Source organism: Corynebacterium sp. CQ3829_602738 (assembly GCF_054478435.1).
In genome coordinates this window covers 1700639-1723746 of the sequence record NZ_CM137003.1, presented here as the reverse complement: position 1 = coordinate 1723746, position 23108 = coordinate 1700639, and the positions used below count along the sequence as shown (strand labels likewise).

Here is a 23108-nt window from a genome sequence, read left to right as displayed (position 1 = left end):
CACCCCCGCAAGGAAGTTCGGCCTGCCTTACTGCAGGTCAGGCTATGCAAACCTAGCAGTCGAAGTACATCTCGAACTCCTGCGGGGTGGGACGCAGGCGCACCGGGGTGATCTCGTTGTCGTACTTGAGCTTGATGTAGGTCTCGATGAGGTCCTCGGTGAACACGTCGCCTTCGGTGAGGAAGTCGTGGTCCGCCTCCAGGGCCTTGAGCGCGGCCTCGAGAGACGTCGGTGCCTGCGGGATGTCCTTGGCTTCCTCCGGCGGCAGCTCGTAGAGGTCCTTGTCCACCGGGGCGTGCGGCTCGATGCGGTTCTTGATGCCGTCGATGCCCGCCATGAGCATCGCCGCGAAACCGAGGTACGGGTTGCCCGACGGGTCCGGGGCACGGAACTCGATGCGCTTGGCCTTCGGGTTCGCGCCGGTGATCGGGATGCGGATGGCGGCGGAGCGGTTGCGCTGCGAGTACACCAGGTTGATCGGCGCCTCGAAGCCCGGCACGAGGCGGTGGTAGGAGTTCAGCGTCGGGTTGGTAAACGCCAGCACCGCACCGGCGTGCTCGAGCAGGCCGCCGATGTACCAGCGGGCGATGTCGGACAGGCCGCCGTAGCCGGACTCGTCGTAGAACAGCGGCTCGCCGTCCTTCCACAGCGACTGGTGGGCGTGCATGCCGGAGCCGTTGTCGCCGGCGAGCGGCTTAGGCATGAACGTGGCGGTCTTGTCGTACAGCGTCGCGGTGTTCTTGATGATGTACTTGAAGTCCTGCAGGTCATCGGCCGCGTGCAGCAGGGTGTTGAAGCGGTAGTTGATCTCCTGCTGGCCACCGTTGCCCACCTCGCGGTGGAAGCGCTCAATCTCAAAGCCTGCGGCATCGAGGTTGCGCACCATGGCGTCGCGCACCTCGACGGTCTTGTCGTGCGGGGCGACGGGGAAGTAGCCGCCCTTCCAGCGGTTCTTGTAGCCCAGGTTCGGCGAGCCGTCGGCCTCGACCTCGTTGCCGCGGTTCCACCAGCCTTCCTCGGCGTCGATTTCGTAGAACGCGGAGTGGCCTTCCACCTCGTAGCGGATGGAGTCGAACAGGTAGAACTCCGCTTCTGCGCCGATGGAGCAGGTGTCGGCGATGCCGGTGGAGCGCAGGTATTCCTCGGCCTTCTTGGCTACGTTGCGCGGGTCGCGGGAGAACGGCTCGTGGGTGAACGGGTCGTTGACGAAGAACTTCACGTTCAGGGTCTTGGCGCCGCGGAACTGGTCCAGCTTGGCGGTGGCGAGGTCCGGCATGAGGGTCATGTCGGATTCTTCGATGGTGGTGAAGCCGCGGATGGAGGAGCCGTCGAAGGCGAGGCCTTCTTCCATCACGTCTTCGTCGAACATCGATGCCGGGATGGAGAAGTGGTGTTCGATGCCGGGCACGTCGGTGAAGCGCACGTCGATGAATTCCACCTCCTCGTCGGCGATGAATTTCTTGACGTCTTCGATGTTGTCGAAGGACACGGGCAGTACTCCTCGTTGTGTGTCGGACATAAGCGGTTTCAAGTCTACGCGGACGTCCCGCTACGCTTCGGAGGCATGGCTGCTTCTCGACGACAAACCTGGCACGACGGTCCCGAAATCCCGAACCAATTCTCAGGGGAGGACGCTCTGCCTGACTACCCGGGGCAGTTCTTGGGGTTGCCGAAGGAGGGGCAGGGATCCCAGGCGTCGGTGCTGCGCCGCATGGGTGGGGTGCTCATCGACTGGGCGTTGTGCGCGGTGGCGGCGTCGCTGATCACGGCGAACACCTCCGCGTTGGGGGACCGTTACACCGCGACGTACCTGCTGTGGATCGTCCTCGGCATCGTGTGCGGCTGGCTGTTCGCCCGCACCCCGGGCATGGCGGCGCTGGGCATGGGTGTGGCCCGCGTGGACAAGGAGGCCCCGGTGGGGCTGTGGCGCGCGGCGGTCCGCACGATCCTGACGGGCTTTGTGCTGCCGGCGGCGCTTGTGGACGCTGACGGTCGCGGCATGCACGACCGCGCCACCACCACGACGGTGATCCGCACCTAGTTGTTGATGGGGCGTTCCTCGCCGACGAGTTCGTGGTCGAAGTCGATGTAGCGGAAGAACGCCCAGGTCGGGTCGGTGAGCATGCGTCCGACGGAGAGCCCGCCGGCGATGAACAGCACCACGAAGGACACTTCGGTGAATTTCGACAGCGCGTTGATGATGTCGCCGACCGCGAAGTTGTGCACCGCGGCGTAGATGACGGGGCCGGGGATCATCACCACGGCTGCCGGGATGGTCACGGTGGTGCGCGGCACCTTCGCCACCTGGCCCAACACCCCGCCGGCGATGCCGATGATCAGCGCGGCGACGAACGCGGCGAGGTAGGAGCGCACCCCGTCCGCAAGCAATGCGAGGCGCGCGGCGTTGGCCACCATCCCGAGGGTTGCGGCGATGAGCGCCATGCGTCTCGACGAATTGAACAGCAACGCAAAGCAGCCCACACTGACGAAGCTGGCCAGCGCCCCGGCGACCATGAACTCCGCCGACCTCGGCACCGCCGCCGACGGCAGGTCCGGGGTGCCGGAGAGCATCGCGACCACGGAGACGGTCAGCATGATCACCACGATGATCTCGAGGGCGAAAAACAGCCTCGGGATCCCGGCGGTGAAGTCGAAGCGGGCGAGGTCCACAAACGAGGTGAACAGCGGGAAGCCGGGGATCAAAAACAGCACCGCGGCGATGAAACCGGGGGAGACCACGCTCGCAAGCGGCAGCACCCGGTCGAGCAGCAAGAACGCCGACGAGGCGACGAACGACGCCGCCATCGTGATGCCGATCAGGTTGAAGTGGGCCTTGTGCAAAAACGCGCGCACGAGCTGGCCCAGCATCGCCGCCATGCACACCAGCGCGGCGGTGGCGAGCCCGAACTGGTTCAGCACTGCGAATCCGGCGCAGGCCAGCCCGGCGGCGAGCGTCGATAGGCGAAAGCCCCAGCGTGGGGAGGGGATGCGTTCGATCTCATCCAGCACCGCATTAATGACCTCGGGGGTGCGGTAGCTCTGCAGCAGCGAGTGCGCGGCGGTCTCCAGCGCCTCGATGCGCGAGGCGTTGACACCCGGCAACGGCACGTCGGACACGGCGGTGCGGAACTGCTCGCCGCGGTGGAACGTGCAGCTGATGGTGTTGAAGCCGACAATGACGTCGGCGTTGTCGAAGCCCACCGAGCGCGCGCAGCGCTTCACCGCGCGAATCACGCGGTAGCCGGACGCGCCGGCAGCCAACAGCAAGACGCCGAAGCGAAGACAGGTGTTCGCCTCGGCGTCCATGGGCGGGTTGTGTGCGGTCACTTGCCGCCCTTGCGCTCCTGCATGCGGCGCATTTTGCGGTTCATGCCCGCCATGTTTTGCGCCTGCTTCGGCAGCGGGCCGCCCGGCAGGCCGGCCGCCTGGGCGCCGCGGCCGCGGGAATCCATCGCGTCGAGCTTGGCGGCGAGGTTGTACACCTCGTCCTTCTGGTAGTTCTTCGGCAGCTTGAGCAGGTGCTTCTGCAGGTCGCGGTTGCGCACCTGGCCTTCGCCCTCGCCGGCGTAGACTTCGTAGACGGGCACGCCCGCCAGCAGGCGCTCCACGCGCTTGTGCTCCTTGCCCATCAGGGACTTCAGGCGGTTCGGGTCGCCCTCGCCGACGAGCACGACGCCCGGGTTGCCCACCACGCGGTGCACGGTGTCCATGTGGGTGTTGGCCTGCACACCGGTTTTGGTCTGCCAGACGATGCCCATCGTGTTGCGCATGTTCTCCAGCGTCCAGCCGGCGGCGCCGGGGGTGTCGCCGACCTCGTCGTACATGGACTTCTCCAGGCGGCGGGAGAAGATGAACATCGCCAGCACAGCGCCGAGGATCAGGCCCATGATCAGCCAGAACCACTTCGCGCCCCACCACAGGCCGAGAAGGAAGAACAGCAGCCCGCCGCCGAGTACGCAGGCGAGCATGATCGGGATGAGCGCCTTGTCGCGCTTGCGCTGGATGTCGAACGCCTGCTTGAGCTGCGAGCGGGTTGCTTTGCCCTTGGCGCGCTTCGCGGCGCGCTGTTCTTTCTTGGCGGCTTTTGCCGCTTCCTTGTCCTGCGTCTTAGCCATGGCCATAACTGTATGCCACAGCTAAGACGCGGGCCAAAGACCCTAGCGGGTCTCCACCGGGTGGTCTGCGGAGGCGCCGTACTTCTTCAGCAGGGTGGAGGCTTCTTGGGCGGTATCGCCTTGCGACGTCTCCGCCAAGTGCACGAGATTCTCCGGCAGCTCGAGGCCGCGGTGGGCCATCGCCTCGACGTAGAGCTTGCCGGCGCGGTAGGAGGAGCGCACCAGCGGGCCGGACATGACGGCGCCGAAGCCCATCTCGTAGGCGGCGTCGCGGTATTCGATGAACTCTTCCGGCTTCACCCAGCGGTCGATCGGGTGGTAGGTCGGGCCGGGGCGCAGGTACTGGGTAATGGTGATGATGTCGCAGCCTGCGTCGACCAGGTCGTGCAGCGCCTCGAGGACTTCCTCGCGGGTCTCGCCCATGCCGAGGATGAGGTTGGACTTGGTGATCAGACCGAAGTCGCGGGCCTGGCGGATCACGTCGAGGGAGCGCTCGTAGCGGAACGCCGGGCGGATGCGGCGGAAGATGCGCGGCACGGTCTCCACGTTGTGGGCGAACACCTCGGGGCGGGCCTCGAAGACCTCCTGGAGCAGGTCCGGCTTGCCGGAGAAGTCCGGGGTGAGGTTTTCCACGCCGGTGTGCGGGTTGAGCTCGTGGATCTTGCGCACGACCTCGGCGTAGAGCCAGGCGCCCTCGTCGTCGAGGTCATCGCGGGTGACACCGGTGATGGTGGAGTAGTTCAGGTTGAGGCTCTGCACTTCTTCTGCCACGCGGCGCGGCTCGTCGCGGTCCAAAGGATCCGGGCGGCCGGAGGCGATGTCGCAGAAGTCGCAGCGGCGGGAGCAGCGGGATCCGCCGATGAGGAAGGTCGCCTCACGAGATTCCCAGCACTCGTGGATGTTCGGGCAGCCCGCCTCTTGGCACACGGTGTGCAGGCCCGCGCCCTTGACCTTTTGTTTCATGTCCTCGTATTCGGGACCGGTCTTGACGGAGTTGCGGATCCACCGCGGCTTCTTCTCAATCGGTGTTTCGGAGTTGCGCGCCTCAACGCGCAAAAGCTTGCGGCCTTCTGGTGCTACAGTCACGCTTCTCACCGTACCTTCCGTGTCAAACCCTTCGAGGGGTCCGGTCGGGTGGCGAAGGTGTGGTCCGCCACGACCAGCTCGCCGGACAGCGCGCGCTCGAGTTCGCGCACCATCGGCGCGGCCATGTCGGCGGGGGTGATGTCGCGGCCGAGCTCGAGCGACAGGGTGGTCACGTCGGCGTCGTCGATGCCGCAGGCGACGATGTGTTCGTAGTGCTCGAGGGTGTTGTTGCAGTTTAAGGCGAGGCCGTGCATGGTCACGCCGCGTGTGATGCGGATGCCCAGGGCGGCAATCTTGCGTTCGCGTGTCGACGCTGCCGGGTCCACCGCCTTCGTCTCCTCCGGCACCCAGACCCCGGAGCGGCCGTCGACACGCCCCGCCGTGGTCACGCCAGCGTCGCGCACGACCTGGATGAGCGCCTCTTCGAGACGGCGCACGTAGTCGACCACATCCACCGGCTCCGCGAGCTTGATAATGGGGTAGACCACCAGCTGGCCCTCGCCGTGCCAGGTGATGCGCCCGCCGCGGTCCACCGGCACCACGGGCACGGGGTAGGCGGGGTCGGGCATGTCCTCCGGCTGCGTGCGCTTGCCGGCGGTGAAGGTGGAGGGGTGCTCGAGGACCAATACTGTGTCCGGCAGTTCGCCTTTGGCCCGTCGAGAAGCAATGTCCGCCTGGAGGTCCCAGGCTTCCTGATAGTCCACGAGCCCCAGCTCGCGCACGTCAATGGGCGCGGCTGAGGCTCGGATGGATTTGTCGGCGGGGAAAAACGGGTCGCGCGGGGCAGTCATACCCTTAGACCCTAGTCCCCGCCGGTTTAGACGCCGTTGGAGGAGGCGTACTCGTCGGCGGTCATCAGCGGGCCGACCTCCTCGACCTCCACCTCGAAGAGCCAGCCCTCGCCGTACGGGTCGTTGTTGATGGCCTCGTAGGCACCGTCGATGTCCTCGTTGACCGCGGTGACCGTGCCGGTGACCGGGGAGTACAGGTCGGAGACGGACTTGGTGGACTCGATCTCGCCACAGGTCTCGCCCGCGGTGACGGTGTCGCCGACCTGCGGCAGCTCCGCGAAGACGACCTCGCCGAGGCGGTCAGCCGCAACGTGGGTAATGCCCACGCGCACAGTCTTGCCTGCTGCTTCGTCCGGGGTGGCGTTGATCCACTCGTGGTCCTCGGAGTAGTAGAAGTCCGGCTTCAGCTCCATGGTTATGCGTCCTTTCGGGAGTAAAACGGGGTCGGTGCAATAGTAAACGGGTAACGGCGTCCGCGGATGTCGATTTCCACTTCCGTGCCCTCCTCAGCATGCGCCGGGTCCAGGTGCGCGAGCGCGACCGGGTGGCCCAGCGTCGGCGACGGCTGGCCGGAGGTGACCACGCCGATCTTGTCGTCCGAGCCTGCGAGGAAGACCTCGGCGCCCTCGCGGGCGGCGCGGCGCTGCTCGGAGGTCAAACCCGCGATGACGACGCTCGGTTCACGGCCAGTGAGCGCGTCCTTGCCCACGAAGTCCGCCTCCTTCTTGGCAAACGCGCGGCCCATGCCGGCCTCCACCGGGGTGATCTCGACGGTCAGCTCGTGGCCGTAGAGCGGCATCGAAGCTTCCAGGCGCAGCGAGTCGCGCGCCGCCAGGCCGCAGGGGGTGCCGGAGCCGATGACGGCGTCCCACACCTTCTGCGCGTCATCGCTTGCGCAGAACAGCTCGAAGCCGTCCTCGCCGGTGTAGCCGGTGCGGGCGACGAAGGTTTCCACGCCGTCGAGGGTCATCCACGCGCCGGAGTAGTAGGACAGGGCGGAGGCGTCGTCGCTAAGCAAAGGCTCCAGCACCTCGAGCGCACGCGGGCCCTGGACCGCAACCAGCGCGAACGATTCCGAATTGTTGGTCAGCTGTACGTCGAAGTCGCCCTTGCGGGCCTCAAACGCGGCCCACACGGCGGCGGTGTTCGCGGCGTTGGGCACGACCATGAAGTGGTTCTCGCTGAAGCGGTAGGTGATCAGGTCGTCCAGGATGCCGCCGTCCTCGGCGACGATCATGGAGTACTTCGCCTTGCCGTCTTTCAGCGCGGAGAAGTCGGAGATGAGGGTGTAGTCCAAAAACGCGGCGGCGTCGGGGCCCTGGACGGTGATCTCGCCCATGTGGGACAGGTCGAAGATGCCCACGTCGTTGCGGACGGCGCGGTGCTCCTCCAGCTCCGAGCCGTACTTCAACGGCATCTCCCAGCCGCCGAAGTCGGTGAAACTGGCGCCGAGCTTCTCGTGGGTGGCATGCAGCGGGGTCTGTGGCATTGGTGGTTCTCCTTTAAGACTCAGTTTCGATGTCAAACGCTTCCGGCGGCGGGCAGGCGCACTGGAGGTTGCGGTCGCCGAAGGCTTCGTCGATGCGACGCACCGGCGGGAAGTACTTCGCGTGCACCAGCGAGGCAACCGGGTAGGCGGCCTTCTCGCGGGTGAACTCGTACGGCCATTCCGAGCGGATCACGCTGGCGGCGGTAAACGGCGCGTTGTGCACGACGGAGTTTTCGTACTCGACGTTGCCGTCGATGATCTCCTGGATCTCGGCGCGGATGGAGCGCATCGCCTCGATGAAACGGTCCAGCTCGGCCAGGTCCTCGGACTCGGTCGGCTCCACCATCAGCGTGCCGGCGACCGGGAAGGCGAGGGTGGGGGCGTGGAAGCCGTAGTCGATCAGGCGCTTGGCTACGTCAGCCGCGGTGACACCGGAGGCGTCGGTAAGTTCGCGCAGGTCCAGAATGCACTCGTGGCCGACCAGGCCGTCGTTGCCGGTGTAGAGCACCGGGTAGGAGTCGTTCAGCGCGCGTGCGATGTAGTTCGCGCCCAGCACGGCGTGTTCGGTGGCGCTGCGCAGGCCGGCGGCACCGGACATGGCGATGTACGACCAGGAAATCGGCAGCACGCCTGCCGAGCCGTACAGGGTGGAGGTCACCGGCACGCCGCCCTCGCCGTCCGCGGCGGTCGGGTCGCCTGGCAGGAACGGGATCAGGTGCTCGCCCACGCCGATCGGGCCCACGCCCGGGCCGCCGCCGCCGTGCGGGATGGTGAACGTCTTGTGCAGGTTCAGGTGCGAGACGTCGCCGCCGAAGTCGCCCGGGCGCGCGATGCCAGTCAGGGCGTTCATGTTCGCGCCGTCGATGTAGACCTGCCCGCCGGCCGCGTGCACCTTGTCGCAGACCACGCGCACGTCTTCCTCGTACACGCCGTGCGTGGACGGGTAGGTGAGCATGATCGCGGCCACGGCGTCGGCGTGCTTTTCCAGCTTCGCGTCCAGGTCCTCAAGGTCGATCGAGCCGTCGTCGGCGGTCTTCACCACCACGACGCGCAGGTTCGCCAGCGTCGCCGACGCCGCGTTTGTGCCGTGCGCCGAGGCCGGGATGAGGCAGATGTCGCGCTCGGTGTCGCCGTTGGCCACGTGGTACGCGCGGATGGCCAGAAGGCCGGCCAGCTCGCCGGTCGCGCCGGAGTTCGGCTGCACTGACACCTCGGCGTAGCCGGTGATTTCCACCAGCCAGGAGCGGATTTGGTTAATAAGCTCGCGCCAGCCCGCGGTGTACTCGTCGGGGGTGTAGGGGTGCACGTTGGCGAAGCCCGGCCAGGTGATCGCCTCCAGGCCGGCGGTCGGGTTGAGCTTCATGGTGCACGAGCCCAGCGGGATCATCGTGCGGTCCAGCGCGAGGTCCTTGTCGCCGAGCGTGCGGATGTAGCGCATCATCTGCGTCTCGGAGTGGATGCGGTTGAACGTCTCGTGGGTGAGGAACTCGGTTTCACGCTCCAGCGCTGCCGGGATGCGCGCGGCGCCTTCGGTAGCGGAAGCGCCGAAGCCCGCCAGCAGCGCCTCGACGTCGGCGTCGGTGGTGTCCTCGCCGAAGGACACTCCGACGGTGGTCTCGTCGATCGCGCGGACCAGGTACCCAGCATCCGCGAGCTTTGCGACGACCTCCGGTGCCCCCGCAACCTCAACCGCCACCGTGTCGAAGAACTCGGCGTGCTTGACTGCCACGCCGGCAGCCTCGAGCGACGCCGCGAAGTCCGCCGCACGCTGGTGCACCGCGCGCGCGATCTCGGTCAAACCTGCAGGGCCGTGGTAGACGGCGTACATCGACGCGGTCACCGCCAGCAGCGCCTGCGCGGTGCAGATATTGGAGGTGGCGCGCTCGCGGCGGATGTGCTGCTCGCGGGTCTGCAGCGCCAGGCGGTAGGCGGGGTAGCCCTCGGCGTCCTTGGACACGCCCACCAGACGGCCCGGCATCTGGCGCTGCAGCTTCTCGCGCACCGCCATGTAGGCCGCGTGCGGGCCGCCGTAGAACAGCGGCACGCCGAAGCGCTGCGTGGTGCCGATGGCGATGTCCGCGCCGAACTCGCCCGGGGACTCAAGCAGCGTCAGGGCCAGGATGTCGGCGTCGACGGCGACCAGGCCGCCGCGCTCGTGGATCGCCTCGATCACCGGGCGCGGGTCCACGATGTCGCCCTCGGTGCCCGGGTACGCGAACACCGCGCCGACCAGGTCCTCGCCGACCACGCCCTCGGCCAGGTTGACCACCTCGACCTCCAGGTCGATCGCGCGGGCGCGCTCGGAGGCGACTGTGATCACCTGCGGGTGCAGGCGCGAATCCAGAAGCACCCGGCGGCCCTTCTTCACCACACGCGACATCAAACCGACGGCTTCGGCGGCGGCGGATGCTTCGTCGAGAAGCGATGCGTTCGCGATGTCCAAACCGGTGAGATCCTGCACCATGGTCTGGAAGTTCAGCAGCGCCTCAAGGCGGCCCTGCGAAATCTCGGCCTGGTACGGCGTGTACGCCGTGTACCAGCCCGCGTCCTCCACCACACCGCGGCGGATCACGGGCGGGGTCAGGGTGGAGGAGAAGCCCTGGCCGTAGAACGCGCGCAGCACGGTGTTCTTGTCTGCGAGCTCGCGCAGGCGGGCCTGGGCTTCGTACTCCGTCAACGCCTCCGGCAGGTCGAGCGGCTGCTCCGTCAGGATGCCGGAGGGCACCGCGGCGTTGATCAGCGCATCGATGGAATCGTAACCCAGGGCATCCAGCATTTTCTGCTGTTCTGCCTGGTCTGGGCCGATATGGCGGGAGATGTAATCCAACTGGGGCTCCTTGAAAATCGGGTCGTGATAACCACGCGACAGCTTAGCTGTTTCTCAGCCCCAGAAAGCCCGATTTAGAACTCGTCTACACCCGCTTCTCCGAACAGCCACGTCACCGCGATCGCACCCGGATCCGGCACGTCTTTCGCGCTCTCGCCGAGGTAGGACGCGCGGCCCTTTTTCGCCTGCATGCCGCGGGTCGCCTTCGCGCCCTCGACCGCCGGGGCGAAGACGTGCTCGAGCACCTCGTCGACGCTGCCGGTGGCGTCCTTGGCGGCGCGGGCGGCCGGTGCGAGGGCGTCGACGAGCGTGTTGTCGCCCTCCTTCGCGCCGCCGAGCTCCGTGATGGCGTCGACGCCGCGCTGCAGCCCCTCCGCGAGCGCCCCGGCAAACGCGGCGCCGTCCGCGTCGCGTGAATCCACGCCGGCGTCCTCGAACGCGTCCGCCATCTGGCGGAAGAGCGTGCCCAGCACCGCACCGGAGGTGCCGCCGGCGCGCACCAGCATGCGGTGGGCGAAGAAATTCAGCACCTCTGCATCAGCACCCCGCACAGGCCTGACGACGTCACCAAAGGCTGCCTCCATATTCTGACCGAAGTCGCCGTCGCCGGCCTCGCGGTCCAGGGCAGTCAGGTCGTCGTAGCTGGCGGCGAGGCGCTCCACAAAGCCGGTCAGCCACGCGTTTTCCTCGCCGGAATCCGGCTGGGTTTCGTCGTCGACCATGCGCGCGTCGGCGTACTCCGGATCTGCGACGGTGCCGGGCCAGGCGGGCGCGGCGGTGTCGGCGTCGATGAGCTGGATCAGCTCGTCGTCGACCACGGTGAGCGTCAGCGAAATGCCCGCCATGTTCAGCGAGGTCACCAGCGTGCCGCGCATCCCGCGGCGCACCTTCAGCCCGCGTTGCGTCAGCTGCTTGACCGCCTCGCCGAAGACCAGGTCCTGCTCGAGCTGGCTCGTACCGCCGAGGCCGTTGACAAACAGCATGACGTCCTCGCCCTCAACGCCGGCGTCGCGCAGCGAGGACAGGATGCCATCCAGGAGCTCTTCCACCAGGGCTGCGGCGGTGAGCTGCGCGCCGGCGATGTCGCGGCGCTCCACGCCCGGCTCGCCGTGGATGCCCACGCCGATCTCGATCTGGCCTTCGCCCAAGTCGAACGTCGCTCGGTCCGAGGTCGGGGAGTGGCCCGGCTGCAGCGCCACCGCCATGCTGCGGGACTGATCCGCCGCGCGCTGGGCAACCTCCGCCACCGCCTGCAGGTCGTCGCCCCGCGCCGCCGCAGCGCCGGCGACCTTCTCCACGATCACCGTGGCACCCGTGCCGCGGCGGCCCGGCGAGTCGTCGTTGTCGATCTCGGTGGCCACGTCGTCGTCCACGAGCACCTGCGCCACCTCAGCGTCGGCGTGGTTTGCGGCGACGGTGAAGTTCATCACGTCGCCGGTGTAGTTCTTCACCACGTGCACCACGCCCGCGCCGCGGTTGGCCCACTCGGTGGCCGCGCCGATCTGCACCGCGTTGGGGGAGGTGAACAGCAGGCCCGGGCAGGCCGCATCCAGCATGCCGGCGCCGATGAAACCAGCGTGCATCGGTTCGTGGCCGGACCCGCCGCCGGAGATGACGGCTACTCGGGGTTCGCCTTTGGTGGCGTCGTCAAGCAAAAGCCCCACGAAGCCCTCGTCGTGCCACTCGGCGCATGGGTGCGCGGCGACAAGGCCGCCGAGGGCCTCGCGCATGAAGTGGTCGGTGGAGTTACGAAATGATTTGAACGTGTCAGCCATACCGCCACTTTATGCCAAAAACGACGAAACCCGGCACCGAGAAACGGTGCCGGGTTCAGCGCATTCCGGGGCTAGATGTCGAGATCAGCCTCGAAATCGCCCTGCTCGATGCGGTCCTTGATCGTGGTTACGAAACGGCCCGCGTCCGCACCGTCGATCAGCTGGTGATCGTAGGTGAACGGCAGGTAGCACATCTGGCGGATTGCGATGGAGTCGATGCCGTCCTCGGTCACGATGACCGGGCGCTTCTCAATCGCGGCGGTGCCCAGGATGCCGGCCTGCGGCGGGGTCAGCACCGGGGTATCCAGCAGCGCGCCCTCGGAGCCGATGTTGGTCACGGTGAAGGTCGCGCCGGACAGGTCGTCCGGACGCAGCTTCTTGTCGCGTGCGCGGGACGCCAGGTCGGTGATCGCCTTCGCGATATCCGCCAGGTTCATGTCCTGCACCTTCTTGATTACCGGCACCAGCAGACCCATCGGGGTATCCACTGCGATGCCGATGTTGACGTCGGAGTGGTAGGTGATCTCCTTCGCGTCAGCGTCGTAGGAGGCGTTGACGTTCGGGTGGGACACCAGCGCCTCTGCCGTGGCCTTGATGAAGAAGGCCAGGTAGGTGATGTTTGCGCCATGCTTCTCGACGAATGCCGGCTTGACCTTCTTACGCAGCTCCGCAACGCGAGTCACGTCGACCTCCTGCACGTGGGTCAGCTGCGCGGTGGTCTGCAGGGACTCCACCATCTTCGCGGCGGTGATCTCGCGGATGCGGTTCACGCGCTGGGTGGTGCCGATGAGCTCCGCCTTCGCCGGATCCACGGACTTGGTGGACCAGTTTGCGCGCGGGCCCTTCGGGGCCGCCTTCTCGTCGCCCTTCGCCGCAGCTGCGTCAGCGGCGCCCTCGGCCTTGCCGCCCTCGGCAGCGGCCAGGACGTCCTGCTTGCGGATGCGGCCGCCGACGCCGGTGCCCTCAACCGTGTTCAGGTCCACGCCGTGCTTGTCGGCGAGCTTGCGCACCAGCGGGGTGACGTACGGGACGTTGTCGCCGTTGTTGACCTTGGCGGACGCGTTCTTGGAGTCAGCCTTGTCAGCCTTCTCGGTCTTCTCGGCCTTCGGTTCTTCCTGCTTCGGTTCCGGCTTCTCTTCAGCCTTTTCCTCGGCCGGCGCCTCAGCCTCTTCAGCCTCGTCGGCATCGTCTTCCTCGACGGCGGCGTCAGCGTCGCCGATGATCACGATGACATCGCCGACCTCTACGGTGTCGTCTTCCTCGGCCAGGATCTCCAGGATGGTGCCCTCGACCGGGGACGGGATCTCGGTGTCGACCTTGTCGGTGGAGACCTCGAGCAGCGGCTCGTCGACCTCGACCATGTCGCCGACGGACTTCAGCCAGGTGGTGATGGTGCCCTCGGTGACGGACTCGCCGAGCTCCGGCATCTCAACCTTGGTGCCTGCACCGCCGGAAGACTTCTTCTTCGGCTCGGCCTTCTTCTCTTCCTTGGGCTCTTCCTTCTCCTCGGCCGGCTCCTCTGCCTCTGCCTCGTCCTCGTTGGAGTCGTCGGAAGCTGCTGCAGCATCAGCGTCGCCGACGCGGGCGATGACGTCGCCGACCTCGACGGTGTCGTCCTCTTCAGCCAGGATCTCGATCAGGGTGCCGGCAACCGGGGACGGGATCTCGGTGTCGACCTTGTCGGTGGAGACCTCGAGCAGCGGCTCGTCCACCTCAACCTCGTCGCCGACTTCCTTCAGCCAGGTGGTGATGGTGCCCTCGGTGACGGACTCGCCCAGCTCCGGCATCTCCACGTCGGTGGCGTCGCCGGAGGCCTTCTTGGCCGGCTTGTCGTCCTTCTTCGGCGCCTCAGCCTTCTCCTCGGTCTTTTCTTCGGCCGGCTCCTCAGCCTCAGCCTTCTCTTCCTTCTTGTCGGAGGAAGAGTCCGCTTCCTCGCCCTCGTCGCCGATGATGGCGATCACGTCGCCGATCTCAACGGTGTCGTCCTCCTCGGCCTTGATCTCCAGGATCACGCCTGCGACCGGGGACGGGATTTCGGTGTCGACCTTGTCGGTGGAGACCTCGAGCAGCGGCTCGTCCACCTCGACCGTGTCGCCGACTTCCTTCAGCCACGTGGTGATCGTGCCTTCGGTGACCGATTCGCCCAGCTCGGGCATCTCAACTGAGTGCGCCATTTCTTAAGTCTCCTCATTGAAACGTTGGAAGCTATACAGGCATAAAGCGTACCTGTAACACGCCCCGCACGTCGCCCAAGGGGTGACCTTTTCTACCCGAGACGCCCCGTATGATGTGTGACGTGTTCAACCTGTTCGGCAAAGGCAAGAAGTCCACGACGTTTAAACCACCCCGCGCGCCGGGGGAGACGATTCGTCCGGACGATGCGCAGTACCTGCGCGACTGGGTCGTCGGCAGGTCCTATGTCGAGGGTTTTGTCGAGCCGGAAACAATGGTCAACGAGATGTCCGTCGTCCTCGTCGACGAGAAGGGCAATTACACCCGCCGCCGTATCGGCGGCCCCAAGGGCATCGACCAGGTGGCCGACATGCTGGGCATCATGCTCTACGACGTCGAGGAGACCGGCTACCCCGACCGCATGCGCAAAAAGATCGAGCAGGAGCGCATTCTGTGCAAGCGCGAGGAGCAAAAGCAGCGCCGCGCCCGGTTCGAGCGCGGCGAAAACCCCTACGGCTAGTTTGTACGAATCGACAAAACGCCCCGGCGTGCTGGTTTCCCACCTGGGAAAACGCCGGGGCGTTGTTGATTCGTACAAAAGACGCCGTTTGCGGGCTCCGCATTGCGGACAACCTCGTAAAAGTTGACATTCTGCCGAAATCGGCCCGTGGCGACCTGCGGAAATGTAGGGCTGTTGTCAGATCTTGCGAGCGCCGGAGCGTCGCCGACTCTTATTGCTTATCGACGAGGCGCGACAACGTCTCCACAATCGTCCGCACAGGCGCGCCAGTGGCACGCTTCGGGGTGTATCCGTAGGGGGCGCCGCCGTTCCAGGCGGGGCCGGCGATGTCGATGTGCGCCCACTCGACGTCCTCCGGCACGAAGCGGGACAGGTACAGGCCCGCAAAGAGCATGCCGCCGGTGCGCGCGTTGTGGGTGTTGCGGATGTCGGCGATGGGGGACTTCAGCTCGTCCTCCTGCTCTTCCAGAAGCGGCATGGCCCAGGCCTGCTCGCCCACGCCTCGGCCGGTCTCGGCGATGAGGTCGCGCAGCTCGTCGGAGCCCATCACGCCGGCGGTGCGGTTGCCCAGCGCCACCAGCTGAGCGCCGGTCAAAGTCGCGGTTTCGATGAGGTAGGCGGGGCCGTCTTCGCAGGCGCGGGCGATGGCGTCGGCAAGCACGAGGCGTCCCTCGGCGTCGGTGTTGATGACCTCGCTGGTGATGCCGCCATAATGGGTGATTACATCGCCCGGGCGGGTGGCGGTGCCGGACGGCATGTTCTCCGCCAGGGGCAGCCAGGCGTCGACGCGCACCGGCAGTTCAAGGCGCGCCGCCGCCGCGATGACGGCGAGCTGGGCTGCGGAGCCGCCCATGTCCGAGATCATGTCCTCCATGCCGGAGCCGGGCTTCAGCGAAATGCCGCCGGTGTCGAAGGTGATGCCCTTGCCCACCAGCGCGACCTTCTTCGATGCCCCGGAGGGCGCCCAGGTCAGGTGCACCAGGCGCGGCGGGCGCGAGGAGCCGCGGCCCACGGACAGGATGCCGCCGAAGCCCTGCTCCTCCAGCGCGGCCTCGTCGAGCACCTCGATGTCCAGGCCAGCCGTGGAGGCGACCTCGCCCATGACGGACGCGTAGGACTCGGGGTAGAGGTAGTTCGCCGGGGTGTTGACCAGGTCGCGCGCCAGGTTCACGGACTCGGTGACGATCACGGCGGCGTTGTACTCGGCCTCGTCGGCGCCGACGACGGTGACCTCGGTGGTCTGCGGCGTCTCGGCGTCGGTGTTCTCGTCGTCCTGCACCTCGGCCTGGGACTTCAGGCCGGTGTAGGTGTAGCCGCCCAAAAGCAGGCCCTCCACCACGGGGGTGACGCCGAACTCGGCGGAGATGGCGGCGCGCTCCACGTCGTTCAACGCGCGCGCTGCCGCACCCACGCCGCGGCGGACGGCTTCGTCGTCGATCTCGGAGGCGTCGCCGAGGCCGAATGCGGTGACCAGGGAGCCGTCGATAAGCAGATGCGTCACCTCGCCCTCGGTGCCCTTGGCGCCGACCGCAACCAGCGCTTCCAGCAGACCCTTCGGGGCGAGTGCGGTGACCGGGACCTCGATGCCGTCCTCGCCGTTCGCGACGGGGATAAGCAGCGCCGCACCCTCAGGGGCGGTGGCGCCGAGCGTCGTGCGCACCGTGGTGCCGCGGGCGGGGAGGCTGATGTCGAAGGCCATGGATGTCCTTTCGTTGTGCGGGCAATTACACCCTGTGAGGGTACTGAATGAGGGGAGTACCCTGGCCGGTATGGCTGAGATCGAATTCACAATTACCCCCACCGCAAACCCCACCCCCGACGCCGAGCGCGCGAAGATCCTCGAAGACCCGGCGTTTGGCCAGCAGTTCACGGACCACATGGTCTCCATCGACTGGACCGAGGACGAAGGCTGGCACAACGCGCAGGTACGCGCCAACGAGCCGATCTCGCTGGATCCGGCGTCCAACGTGTTCCACTACGGCCAAGCCATCTTCGAGGGCCTGAAGGCCTACCGCCACGCGGACGGCAGCATCACCGCGTTCCGCCCCGAGCAGAACGCGAAGCGCCTGAACAACTCCGCCAATCGCATGGCCATGCCGGAGCTGCCGGAGGAGGTCTTCCTGGAGGCGGTGCGCCAGATCGTGGACATTGACAAGGCCTGGGTGCCGGAGGCCGGCGGCGAGGCGTCGCTGTACCTGCGCCCGTTCATGATCGGCACGGAGAAGACACTGGGCGTGAAGCCGTCGTCGAGCTACAGCTTCTACATCATCGCCTCCCCGGCAGGGGCGTACTTCTCCGGCGGCATCAAGCCGGTGAGCGTCTGGATCTCCGAGGACTACGTCCGCGCGGCCCCCGGCGGAACGGGCGACGCGAAGTTCGCCGGCAACTACGCCGCGTCCCTGCTCGCGCAGCAGCAGGCGGCGGAGAAGGGCTGCGACCAGGTGGTCTGGCTCGACGCGATCGAGCGCAAGTACATCGAGGAGATGGGCGGCATGAACCTCATGTTCGTCGAGGGCTCGGGCGCGGACGCGAAGATCATCACCCCCGAGCTGACCGGCTCGCTGCTGCCGGGGATTACCCGCAAGTCGCTGCTCCAGGTGGCCGAGGACCTGGGCTACACCGCCGAGGAGCGCAAGATCACCGTCGAGCAGTGGCGCCAAGGCGTCGAGGACGGCACGATCACCGAGACCATGGCGTGCGGCACCGCGGCCGTGATCACCCCGGTGGGCACCGTGAAGTCCAACGAGGGCGAATTCACGGTGAACAACAACGAGGCCGGCGAGATCACCATGGCCATGCGCGAGCGCCTCCGCGGCATCCAGACCGGCGACGCGGAGGACACCCACGGCTGGAACACCGTGCTCATCGAGAGCTAATTGCCTATCGACGCACCTTCGGCCAGCACCTCACCCGCCAACTCAGCGGCGAGGTTGAGCTGACCAAGCGCGGCCAGGGCCCCTGCGCCCTGGCCCGTTTTCATTTCCAGCGCCAGTACTGGCGTCAGGCCCAGTGCCTCGAGGCAGCCGGCGTGGGCCGGTTCCGCGGTGGATTGGCCGGCGATGAGCCAGTCTTTCGTGCCGGGGGCGAGACGCTCGGCCACGTAGGCGGCGAGGGTGGGGTAGGCCTCGCCGATGAGCACCGGGGTGCGGCGCGCGGCGGACTGGGCGATCAGCCCGACCAAAAACGCGAAGTCCGGGCCGGTCAGTTCGGCGCAGACGCACTCGGTGTCCTCGCGGAAGTCGCGCACGCGGAACATTGCGTCGCGCACCGCGGCGACTTTGACCTTCCACACCTTGTCGTTGATGCCGGAGCCGCGGCCGATGGCCTTCACCGGCTCGGTGCGGGTGAATACGCCGTAGACCGCCGCAGCGACGGTGGTGTTGCCCACCCCGATGTCGCCGGGGATGATCAGGTCCGCGCCCGAATCGATCTCGTTGTCCGCCACCTCGGCGCCGGCGGCGAGGGCGGCGTCGAACACCTCGGGGGAGGTGGCGGGCTCCACGTCGATGGCGCCGGTGGGGGTGTCCAGGTAGTCGCCGATGAAGCGCACCGTCGCACCTGCCAGTCGCGCCGCGGCGTGGGCCGGGCCGCCGCCGGCGCGCAGCTGCTCGGCCTGCACGTCGCCGGCGTCTTCCGTCCACGCGGACACGCCGCGCGCGGCAACGCCGTGCTTGCCCGCCACGATCACAACCCGCGGACGGGCAAACGGGGCGGGGACATCCGTGCCCTGCACCGAGGCGATCCTGGACGCCAGAGAACCCAGCCTGCCCAGCGCCAGCCCCGCAGCAGAGCCAGCCAAGGCGTCGGCGACGGCGTGGCCGTGGGACTGCTTCGGGGCGTCAACCGGTGGAAACTGCATGGCCTAAACCTTCTCGCCCACGGCCACGCGCGGCTTCGGGGTGCGCCAGTTGCGCGGCTGGGTGGCGCGGGAGAAGGCGTACATGCCCAGGCCGAAGCCGGTGTCGGCCTCCGGGAACTTCTCGCGCACGGCGCGGTTGGCCCGGATGCCGATGATGAACCCCTCGATGAAGATGGTCAGCATGAACAGCAGGCTCAGCAGCGACAGCACGGCGGACACGCGCGGTAGCCAGGTGCCGATCAGCATGATCAGCAAGAGCACCAGCGCGGCTGGCATGACGTAGTTGTTGAAGAAGCGCTTGGAATCCACCCAGTCGCGCACGAACCCGCGCACCTCGCCGCGGTCGCGCTCGGTGAGGTAGCGCTCGTCGCCGGCGTCCATGCGGGCCTGGATCTCGCGGTTGCGGGCGCGGTTTTCCTCCCGCACCTGCTTCTTGTGCGCCTTCCACTCCTCCTTGGACATGGTCTTCTTCAGCTCTTTTTCGCGCTGACGGATCTGCGCCGGGGTGGCGGCGTTCGGGTCGCGCACCACGCCGCGCTTGATCTCTTGGTCGATGCGCTTCGGCGTCGGGCGGCCCTTCGGCGGGGTGTAGCCCTTAGGGAGCTTTTCCCCCGTCTGCTCGGCCTGCTCAGCCTCAGGCAGCTCGACCTTCGTCGAGCCCTGCGCCGCGTCTGCGCTCTGCTCGGTTTTCTGCCAGGGAAGTTTCACGCTCATTAGGCTACAAGGCCCGCGTGCGGGAGTGGAATAACCCGGCACGCCTACCGGTTGCACTGTGCATGGCCAGTGGCGCGTAGCATGGGCGCCACTCCACATCGAAAGACTTGAGTCGAGGCACGAAGGAGACTGCAATGACTGCCCCCACCTCTACCACCGGCGTGAACCTCACCGAGGCCGCCGCTGCGAAGGCGAAGGCCCTGCTTGATCAGGAGGGCCGCAACGACCTGTCCCTGCGTATCGCTGTCCAGCCGGGCGGCTGCGCCGGCCTGCGCTACCAGCTCTACTTCGACGACCGTGACCTGGACGGCGACAAGGCCGACGAGGTCGGCGGCGTGCGCCTGGTCGTGGACAAGATGAGCGTGCCGTACCTCATGGGCGCCACCATCGATTTCGCGGACACCATCGAGCAGCAGGGCTTCACCATCGATAACCCGAACGCGGGTTCCGCCTGCGCCTGCGGCGACAGCTTCAACTAAGCACTTCGTGCTTATCGACGACTAAAGCTCCGCACCGTCACACAGTGCGGAGCTTTTTCGCGTCTTATGCGCAGCTGTGCTCGGCCGCGAGCCACGCGAGGGCTGCGTCTTCGCCGCCGGGCTCATCGGGCTGGATCGGGTCTTCGGAGAAAACTTCGCCGGTGCGTGCCTTATCTTTCGCAATGGTCAGCATCAGTGCGCTGCCATCGGGGAAGTCGTAGACCATGTTGGCTGAGGCGTAGCCGGCTGTCGGGGTGCCGAAACTCTTGGCGTGGTCCAAGCCTCGGAACGCCAGCATGGTCGCTTCGGCGGAGGAAGCGGTATCGCCGTCGACAAGCACTGCGACCGGCGCGTCCCACTTGCCGCCGGAGGTAGTCGTCGGACTACCGCCGCCGCGCACCCCGTTGCCCTCGATCGTCACGGGGCTGGAGTACGCGTTGGAGACAAACTCCAGTGCTGTGCCGTCCGGCAGTAGGGGAGAGACCCCGGCGAGCATCGGCCCCATGTCGCCTCCGTCGTTGCCGCGGAGGTCCACCACCGCGCCGCAGGCACCGCCGTCGCGAGCGGCAGCCAGCCCCTTGGCAAGCGTGTCGGCGTAATGCTGGCCGTCGTCGTGGCGGCCCACACCGGGCACCGTCGCCCAGGCCACGCCGTCTTTGACATTCACAGACGGGGAGCGGGTGTCCGCTTCACTTGCGTTGTCCTGCTCGGCACCAGGCTCGATGAGCTTGGAGTGCTTGCCGCCGGCAGCCTTCACGGCATCGTTGAGGGCGGAGCGGACGTCGTCACGCGAAGATGCCCCCTGAACCGCATCTTCGGCTGCGGCGCGCGCGGCCCGGAACTCCTCGGAGTCGCCGTAGATGCCCTCCTCCGACAGATCCAACACTGTCTTTGCGTAGCGGCGTGGTGTGTCCGTGCCCCAGAATCGCGCGGTTCCCGAAAACTTCGCGGTCATGGTGGGGCCGTAGACGAACGCGGCGGCGACGGCGACAAGTATCAGCGCGCCGAGGACGCCGGCTACTGCGATGAGGACTTTCCGTGCAGTTGACATGCAAACCATTGAACCAGGCAGCCGTCATGCCGGCAGCCAGATTCGCCGGAAAATGGCTGCGCTAGAGCTGGACCGGGTAGTCCTTGTGCTCGATCTGCGGGTCGATGCGGTGCTCGACAAAGATGCCGTGCCAGACCATGAACGCCAGCACCGTCCACAGTCGGCGGGAGTGGTCGGAGACACCGTCGCGGTGTTCCTTGAGCATCTCCATCACCTGGTCCTTGGCAAAGATGTCGTCGGTCTGGGACTCGCGGATGGTGTCCTGCGCCCAGCCGAAGAGCTCGTCGCCGGCCAGCCAGTGGCGCATCGGCACCGGGAAGCCCAGCTTCTTACGGTGCAGCACGTGCGGCGGCACGATCTGCTCCATCGCCTTGCGCAGCGCGTACTTGGTGGTGCCGTTGGCGATCTTTTGATCAAACGGGATGGTCTGGGCGACCTCGAAGACCTCCTTGTCCAAGAACGGCACGCGCAGCTCGAGGGAGTTGGCCATGTTCATCTTGTCGGCCTTGACCAGGATGTCGCCGCGCATCCAGGTGAACAGGTCCAGGTTCTGCATGCGCGCCACTGGGTCCATCTCGGTGGAGGCGGCGTAGATCGGGGCGGTGACCTCGCGGTGGTCCCACTCGCGCTTCGCCCACGGCAGCACGCGGTTGAGCTGGTCGAAGTTGAAGGAGCGGGCGTTGCCGTAGTAGCGGTCCTCGATCGGGGTGGTGCCGCGCTCGAGCAGGCTCTTGCCCTTCATCCCCTCCGGCAGCACGCGGCTCAAACGGTTCAGGCCCTTGTTCAGCGCACCTGGCAGCTTCTCAAACGGCGCGAGCGACAGCGGCTCCTTGTAGATGGTGTAGCCGCCGAACAGCTCGTCGGCGCCCTCGCCGGAGAGTACCACCTTGACGTGCTTGCGGGCCTCCTGCGCCACGAAGAACAGCGGCACCAGCGACGGGTCCGCCACCGGGTCGTCCAGGTACCACATGATTTTCGGGATGGCCTCGGCGTACTCCTCGGGGGAGACAATTTTCACGATGTGCTCGACACCGATCGCCTCGGCGGACTCGGCGGCCACGTCGACCTCGGAGTAGCCCTCGCGCTCGAAACCGGTGGTGAAGGTGAGCAGGTCCGGGTTGTGGCGCTTGGCCAGCGTGGCAATGGCGGTGGAGTCGATGCCGCCGGAGAGGAACGAGCCCACGGTGACGTCGGCACGCATGTGCTTTTCCACGGAGTTCTCCAGCGCACGCGCGATGCGGTCGTAGAGGTCCTGCTCCTTGCCCTTCGTCACCGGCTGGGACTGAAAGTGCGGCTTGAAGTAGCGGTCCGAGTGCACCTCGCCGCCCGGCTTTAAGGTGACGGTGCAGCCGGACTCGACACGGCGGATCTCCTTGTGCAGGCTCTCCGGCTCGGGCACGTACTGCAGGTCCACGTAGTGCTCGATCGCGCGGCGATCAAGGTCCAGGCCTAGACCGAGCTCCGGCGCCATCTCCAGGATGGACTTCTTCTCGGAGGCGAACACCGTGCCCTTGTCCGTGGTGGCGTAGAACAGCGGCTTGATACCGAACTGGTCGCGCGCCGCAAACATCGTCTGCGTCTCGGTGTCCCAGATGACGAAGGCGAACATGCCGCGCAGGTGCTCGACCACGTTCGCGCCCCAGTGGTGGTACCCAACCACGATCGGCTCGCCGTCGCCGCTGGTGTTGAAGGTGTAGCCGGCGGACTGGAGCTCCTCGCGCAGCTCGATGTAGTTGTAAATCTCGCCGTTGAACGTCAGCGCGTAGCGCTCCGGGTTGTCCGCCGGCCCCCAGCGCAGCGGCTGGTGGGAGTGCTCGATATCGATGATGGCCAGGCGATTAAACCCGAACACCGCAGAGTCGTCGTTCCAGGTGCCGGCGGCGTCCGGGCCGCGGTGGTACATGCACGGCAGGGCGCGCTCGACAGCATCAACGAACTTGGCTGCGTTTGCGTCCGCGCTAAGCAGGGCAAGAAGGCCACACATACTCAAACCTCTCCGTATATATAAGGTGCGCCGTTGCTACGCGGCGGGAAGTCCCCTCAACAATAAGGTTTTGCGTCCCGTTTTCGTGAACCGGAACCGCCCAACTTTCGCCGTGCCCCATAAGGGGGCCAACTTATGGATGAACTTTTTCACGGGTTCGTTTGCTTGGCGAAGCGTTATCGTCGCTAAGCACTTGCTTATCGACGTTCCCCCGGTGCCCGCGGCTGCGCCTCCCTCCGAGATTCC

19 protein-coding genes are annotated in these 23108 nt (G+C 66.7%); 4 read left to right on the top strand and 15 right to left on the bottom strand.

The genetic code is table 11. The features are described from left to right. Positions 1 to 52 precede the first annotated feature (52 nt). Complete coding sequence (glnA, locus tag ACX1NL_RS08285) at positions 53 to 1519, bottom strand: type I glutamate--ammonia ligase (protein WP_458897853.1); 1467 nt, start codon at positions 1517 to 1519, stop codon at positions 53 to 55. Between the two features lie 45 nt (positions 1520 to 1564). Here glnA and ACX1NL_RS08280 point away from each other — a divergent pair, with 45 nt between their 5' ends. Then, complete coding sequence (locus tag ACX1NL_RS08280; protein ID WP_239356990.1) at positions 1565 to 2041, top strand: RDD family protein; 477 nt, start codon at positions 1565 to 1567, stop codon at positions 2039 to 2041. On the opposite strand, the gene ACX1NL_RS08275 is transcribed toward ACX1NL_RS08280, so the two are convergent. From ACX1NL_RS08275 to sucB, 9 genes are all read right to left on the bottom strand, one after another. After that, positions 2038 to 3327: a threonine/serine exporter family protein gene (locus ACX1NL_RS08275; protein ID WP_458897852.1), complete on the bottom strand. Its 1290-nt coding sequence runs from the start codon at positions 3325 to 3327 to the stop codon at positions 2038 to 2040. The genes ACX1NL_RS08280 and ACX1NL_RS08275 overlap by 4 nt on opposite strands. Beyond that, a complete protein-coding gene (locus tag ACX1NL_RS08270) occupies positions 3324 to 4115 on the bottom strand; it encodes a DUF4191 domain-containing protein (protein ID WP_370645820.1) in 792 nt (263 codons plus the stop codon). Before ACX1NL_RS08270 ends, ACX1NL_RS08275 begins: the two co-directional genes overlap by 4 nt. Positions 4116 to 4157: 42 nt before the next feature. Continuing rightward, entirely contained in the window at positions 4158 to 5201 is a 1044-nt protein-coding gene (gene lipA / locus ACX1NL_RS08265; protein ID WP_269510171.1) for a lipoyl synthase, read from the bottom strand. Between the two features lie 5 nt (positions 5202 to 5206). Continuing rightward, the gene (gene lipB / locus ACX1NL_RS08260; RefSeq protein ID WP_458897851.1) at positions 5207 to 5992 is read right to left on the bottom strand and encodes a lipoyl(octanoyl) transferase LipB; all 786 of its coding nucleotides are present in this window, start codon (positions 5990 to 5992) and stop codon (positions 5207 to 5209) included. Between the two features lie 26 nt (positions 5993 to 6018). Further along, a complete protein-coding gene (gene gcvH, locus ACX1NL_RS08255; RefSeq protein ID WP_181888773.1) occupies positions 6019 to 6405 on the bottom strand; it encodes a glycine cleavage system protein GcvH in 387 nt (128 codons plus the stop codon). Between the two features lie 2 nt (positions 6406 to 6407). Continuing rightward, on the bottom strand, positions 6408 to 7481 hold the full coding sequence (gcvT, locus tag ACX1NL_RS08250; RefSeq protein WP_458897850.1) for a glycine cleavage system aminomethyltransferase GcvT: 1074 nt from the start codon (positions 7479 to 7481) through the stop codon (positions 6408 to 6410). Between the two features lie 13 nt (positions 7482 to 7494). Continuing rightward, positions 7495 to 10308, bottom strand: coding sequence for an aminomethyl-transferring glycine dehydrogenase (gene gcvP, locus ACX1NL_RS08245; RefSeq protein ID WP_458897849.1), 2814 nt, complete (start codon positions 10306 to 10308; stop codon positions 7495 to 7497). Between the two features lie 74 nt (positions 10309 to 10382). Then, positions 10383 to 12083 (bottom strand): dihydroxyacetone kinase family protein, encoded by a 1701-nt coding sequence (locus ACX1NL_RS08240; protein ID WP_458897848.1) that lies wholly within the window; start codon positions 12081 to 12083, stop codon positions 10383 to 10385. 71 nt (positions 12084 to 12154) lie between these two features. Continuing rightward, positions 12155 to 14257: a 2-oxoglutarate dehydrogenase, E2 component, dihydrolipoamide succinyltransferase gene (sucB, locus tag ACX1NL_RS08235; protein WP_239306648.1), complete on the bottom strand. Its 2103-nt coding sequence runs from the start codon at positions 14255 to 14257 to the stop codon at positions 12155 to 12157. 122 nt (positions 14258 to 14379) lie between these two features. Between sucB and ACX1NL_RS08230 the strand changes: the two genes are divergently transcribed. After that, entirely contained in the window at positions 14380 to 14775 is a 396-nt protein-coding gene (locus tag ACX1NL_RS08230; RefSeq protein ID WP_458897847.1) for an oxidoreductase, read from the top strand. A 211-nt stretch (positions 14776 to 14986) separates the two neighbouring features. On the opposite strand, the gene ACX1NL_RS08225 is transcribed toward ACX1NL_RS08230, so the two are convergent. Then, positions 14987 to 16474 (bottom strand): leucyl aminopeptidase, encoded by a 1488-nt coding sequence (locus ACX1NL_RS08225; RefSeq protein WP_458897846.1) that lies wholly within the window; start codon positions 16472 to 16474, stop codon positions 14987 to 14989. Positions 16475 to 16544: 70 nt separating this feature from the next. Between ACX1NL_RS08225 and ACX1NL_RS08220 the strand changes: the two genes are divergently transcribed. Further along, a complete protein-coding gene (locus tag ACX1NL_RS08220) occupies positions 16545 to 17651 on the top strand; it encodes a branched-chain amino acid aminotransferase (protein WP_458897845.1) in 1107 nt (368 codons plus the stop codon). Here ACX1NL_RS08220 and ACX1NL_RS08215 read toward each other — a convergent pair. Then, a complete protein-coding gene (locus ACX1NL_RS08215; RefSeq protein ID WP_239306644.1) occupies positions 17648 to 18634 on the bottom strand; it encodes a nicotinate-nucleotide--dimethylbenzimidazole phosphoribosyltransferase in 987 nt (328 codons plus the stop codon). The genes ACX1NL_RS08220 and ACX1NL_RS08215 overlap by 4 nt on opposite strands. 3 nt (positions 18635 to 18637) lie before the next feature. After that, complete coding sequence (locus ACX1NL_RS08210) at positions 18638 to 19342, bottom strand: DUF3043 domain-containing protein (RefSeq protein ID WP_181888764.1); 705 nt, start codon at positions 19340 to 19342, stop codon at positions 18638 to 18640. A gap of 140 nt (positions 19343 to 19482) precedes the next feature. Here ACX1NL_RS08210 and ACX1NL_RS08205 point away from each other — a divergent pair, with 140 nt between their 5' ends. After that, a complete protein-coding gene (locus tag ACX1NL_RS08205; protein ID WP_034998489.1) occupies positions 19483 to 19827 on the top strand; it encodes a HesB/IscA family protein in 345 nt (114 codons plus the stop codon). A 64-nt stretch (positions 19828 to 19891) separates the two neighbouring features. Here the strand turns inward: ACX1NL_RS08205 and ACX1NL_RS08200 are convergent, their stop codons facing one another. After that, positions 19892 to 20878, bottom strand: coding sequence for a S41 family peptidase (locus ACX1NL_RS08200; protein WP_239306643.1), 987 nt, complete (start codon positions 20876 to 20878; stop codon positions 19892 to 19894). Positions 20879 to 20939: 61 nt separating this feature from the next. Further along, entirely contained in the window at positions 20940 to 22862 is a 1923-nt protein-coding gene (asnB, locus tag ACX1NL_RS08195) for an asparagine synthase (glutamine-hydrolyzing) (protein ID WP_458897844.1), read from the bottom strand. Between the last annotated feature and the right edge of the window lie 246 nt (positions 22863 to 23108).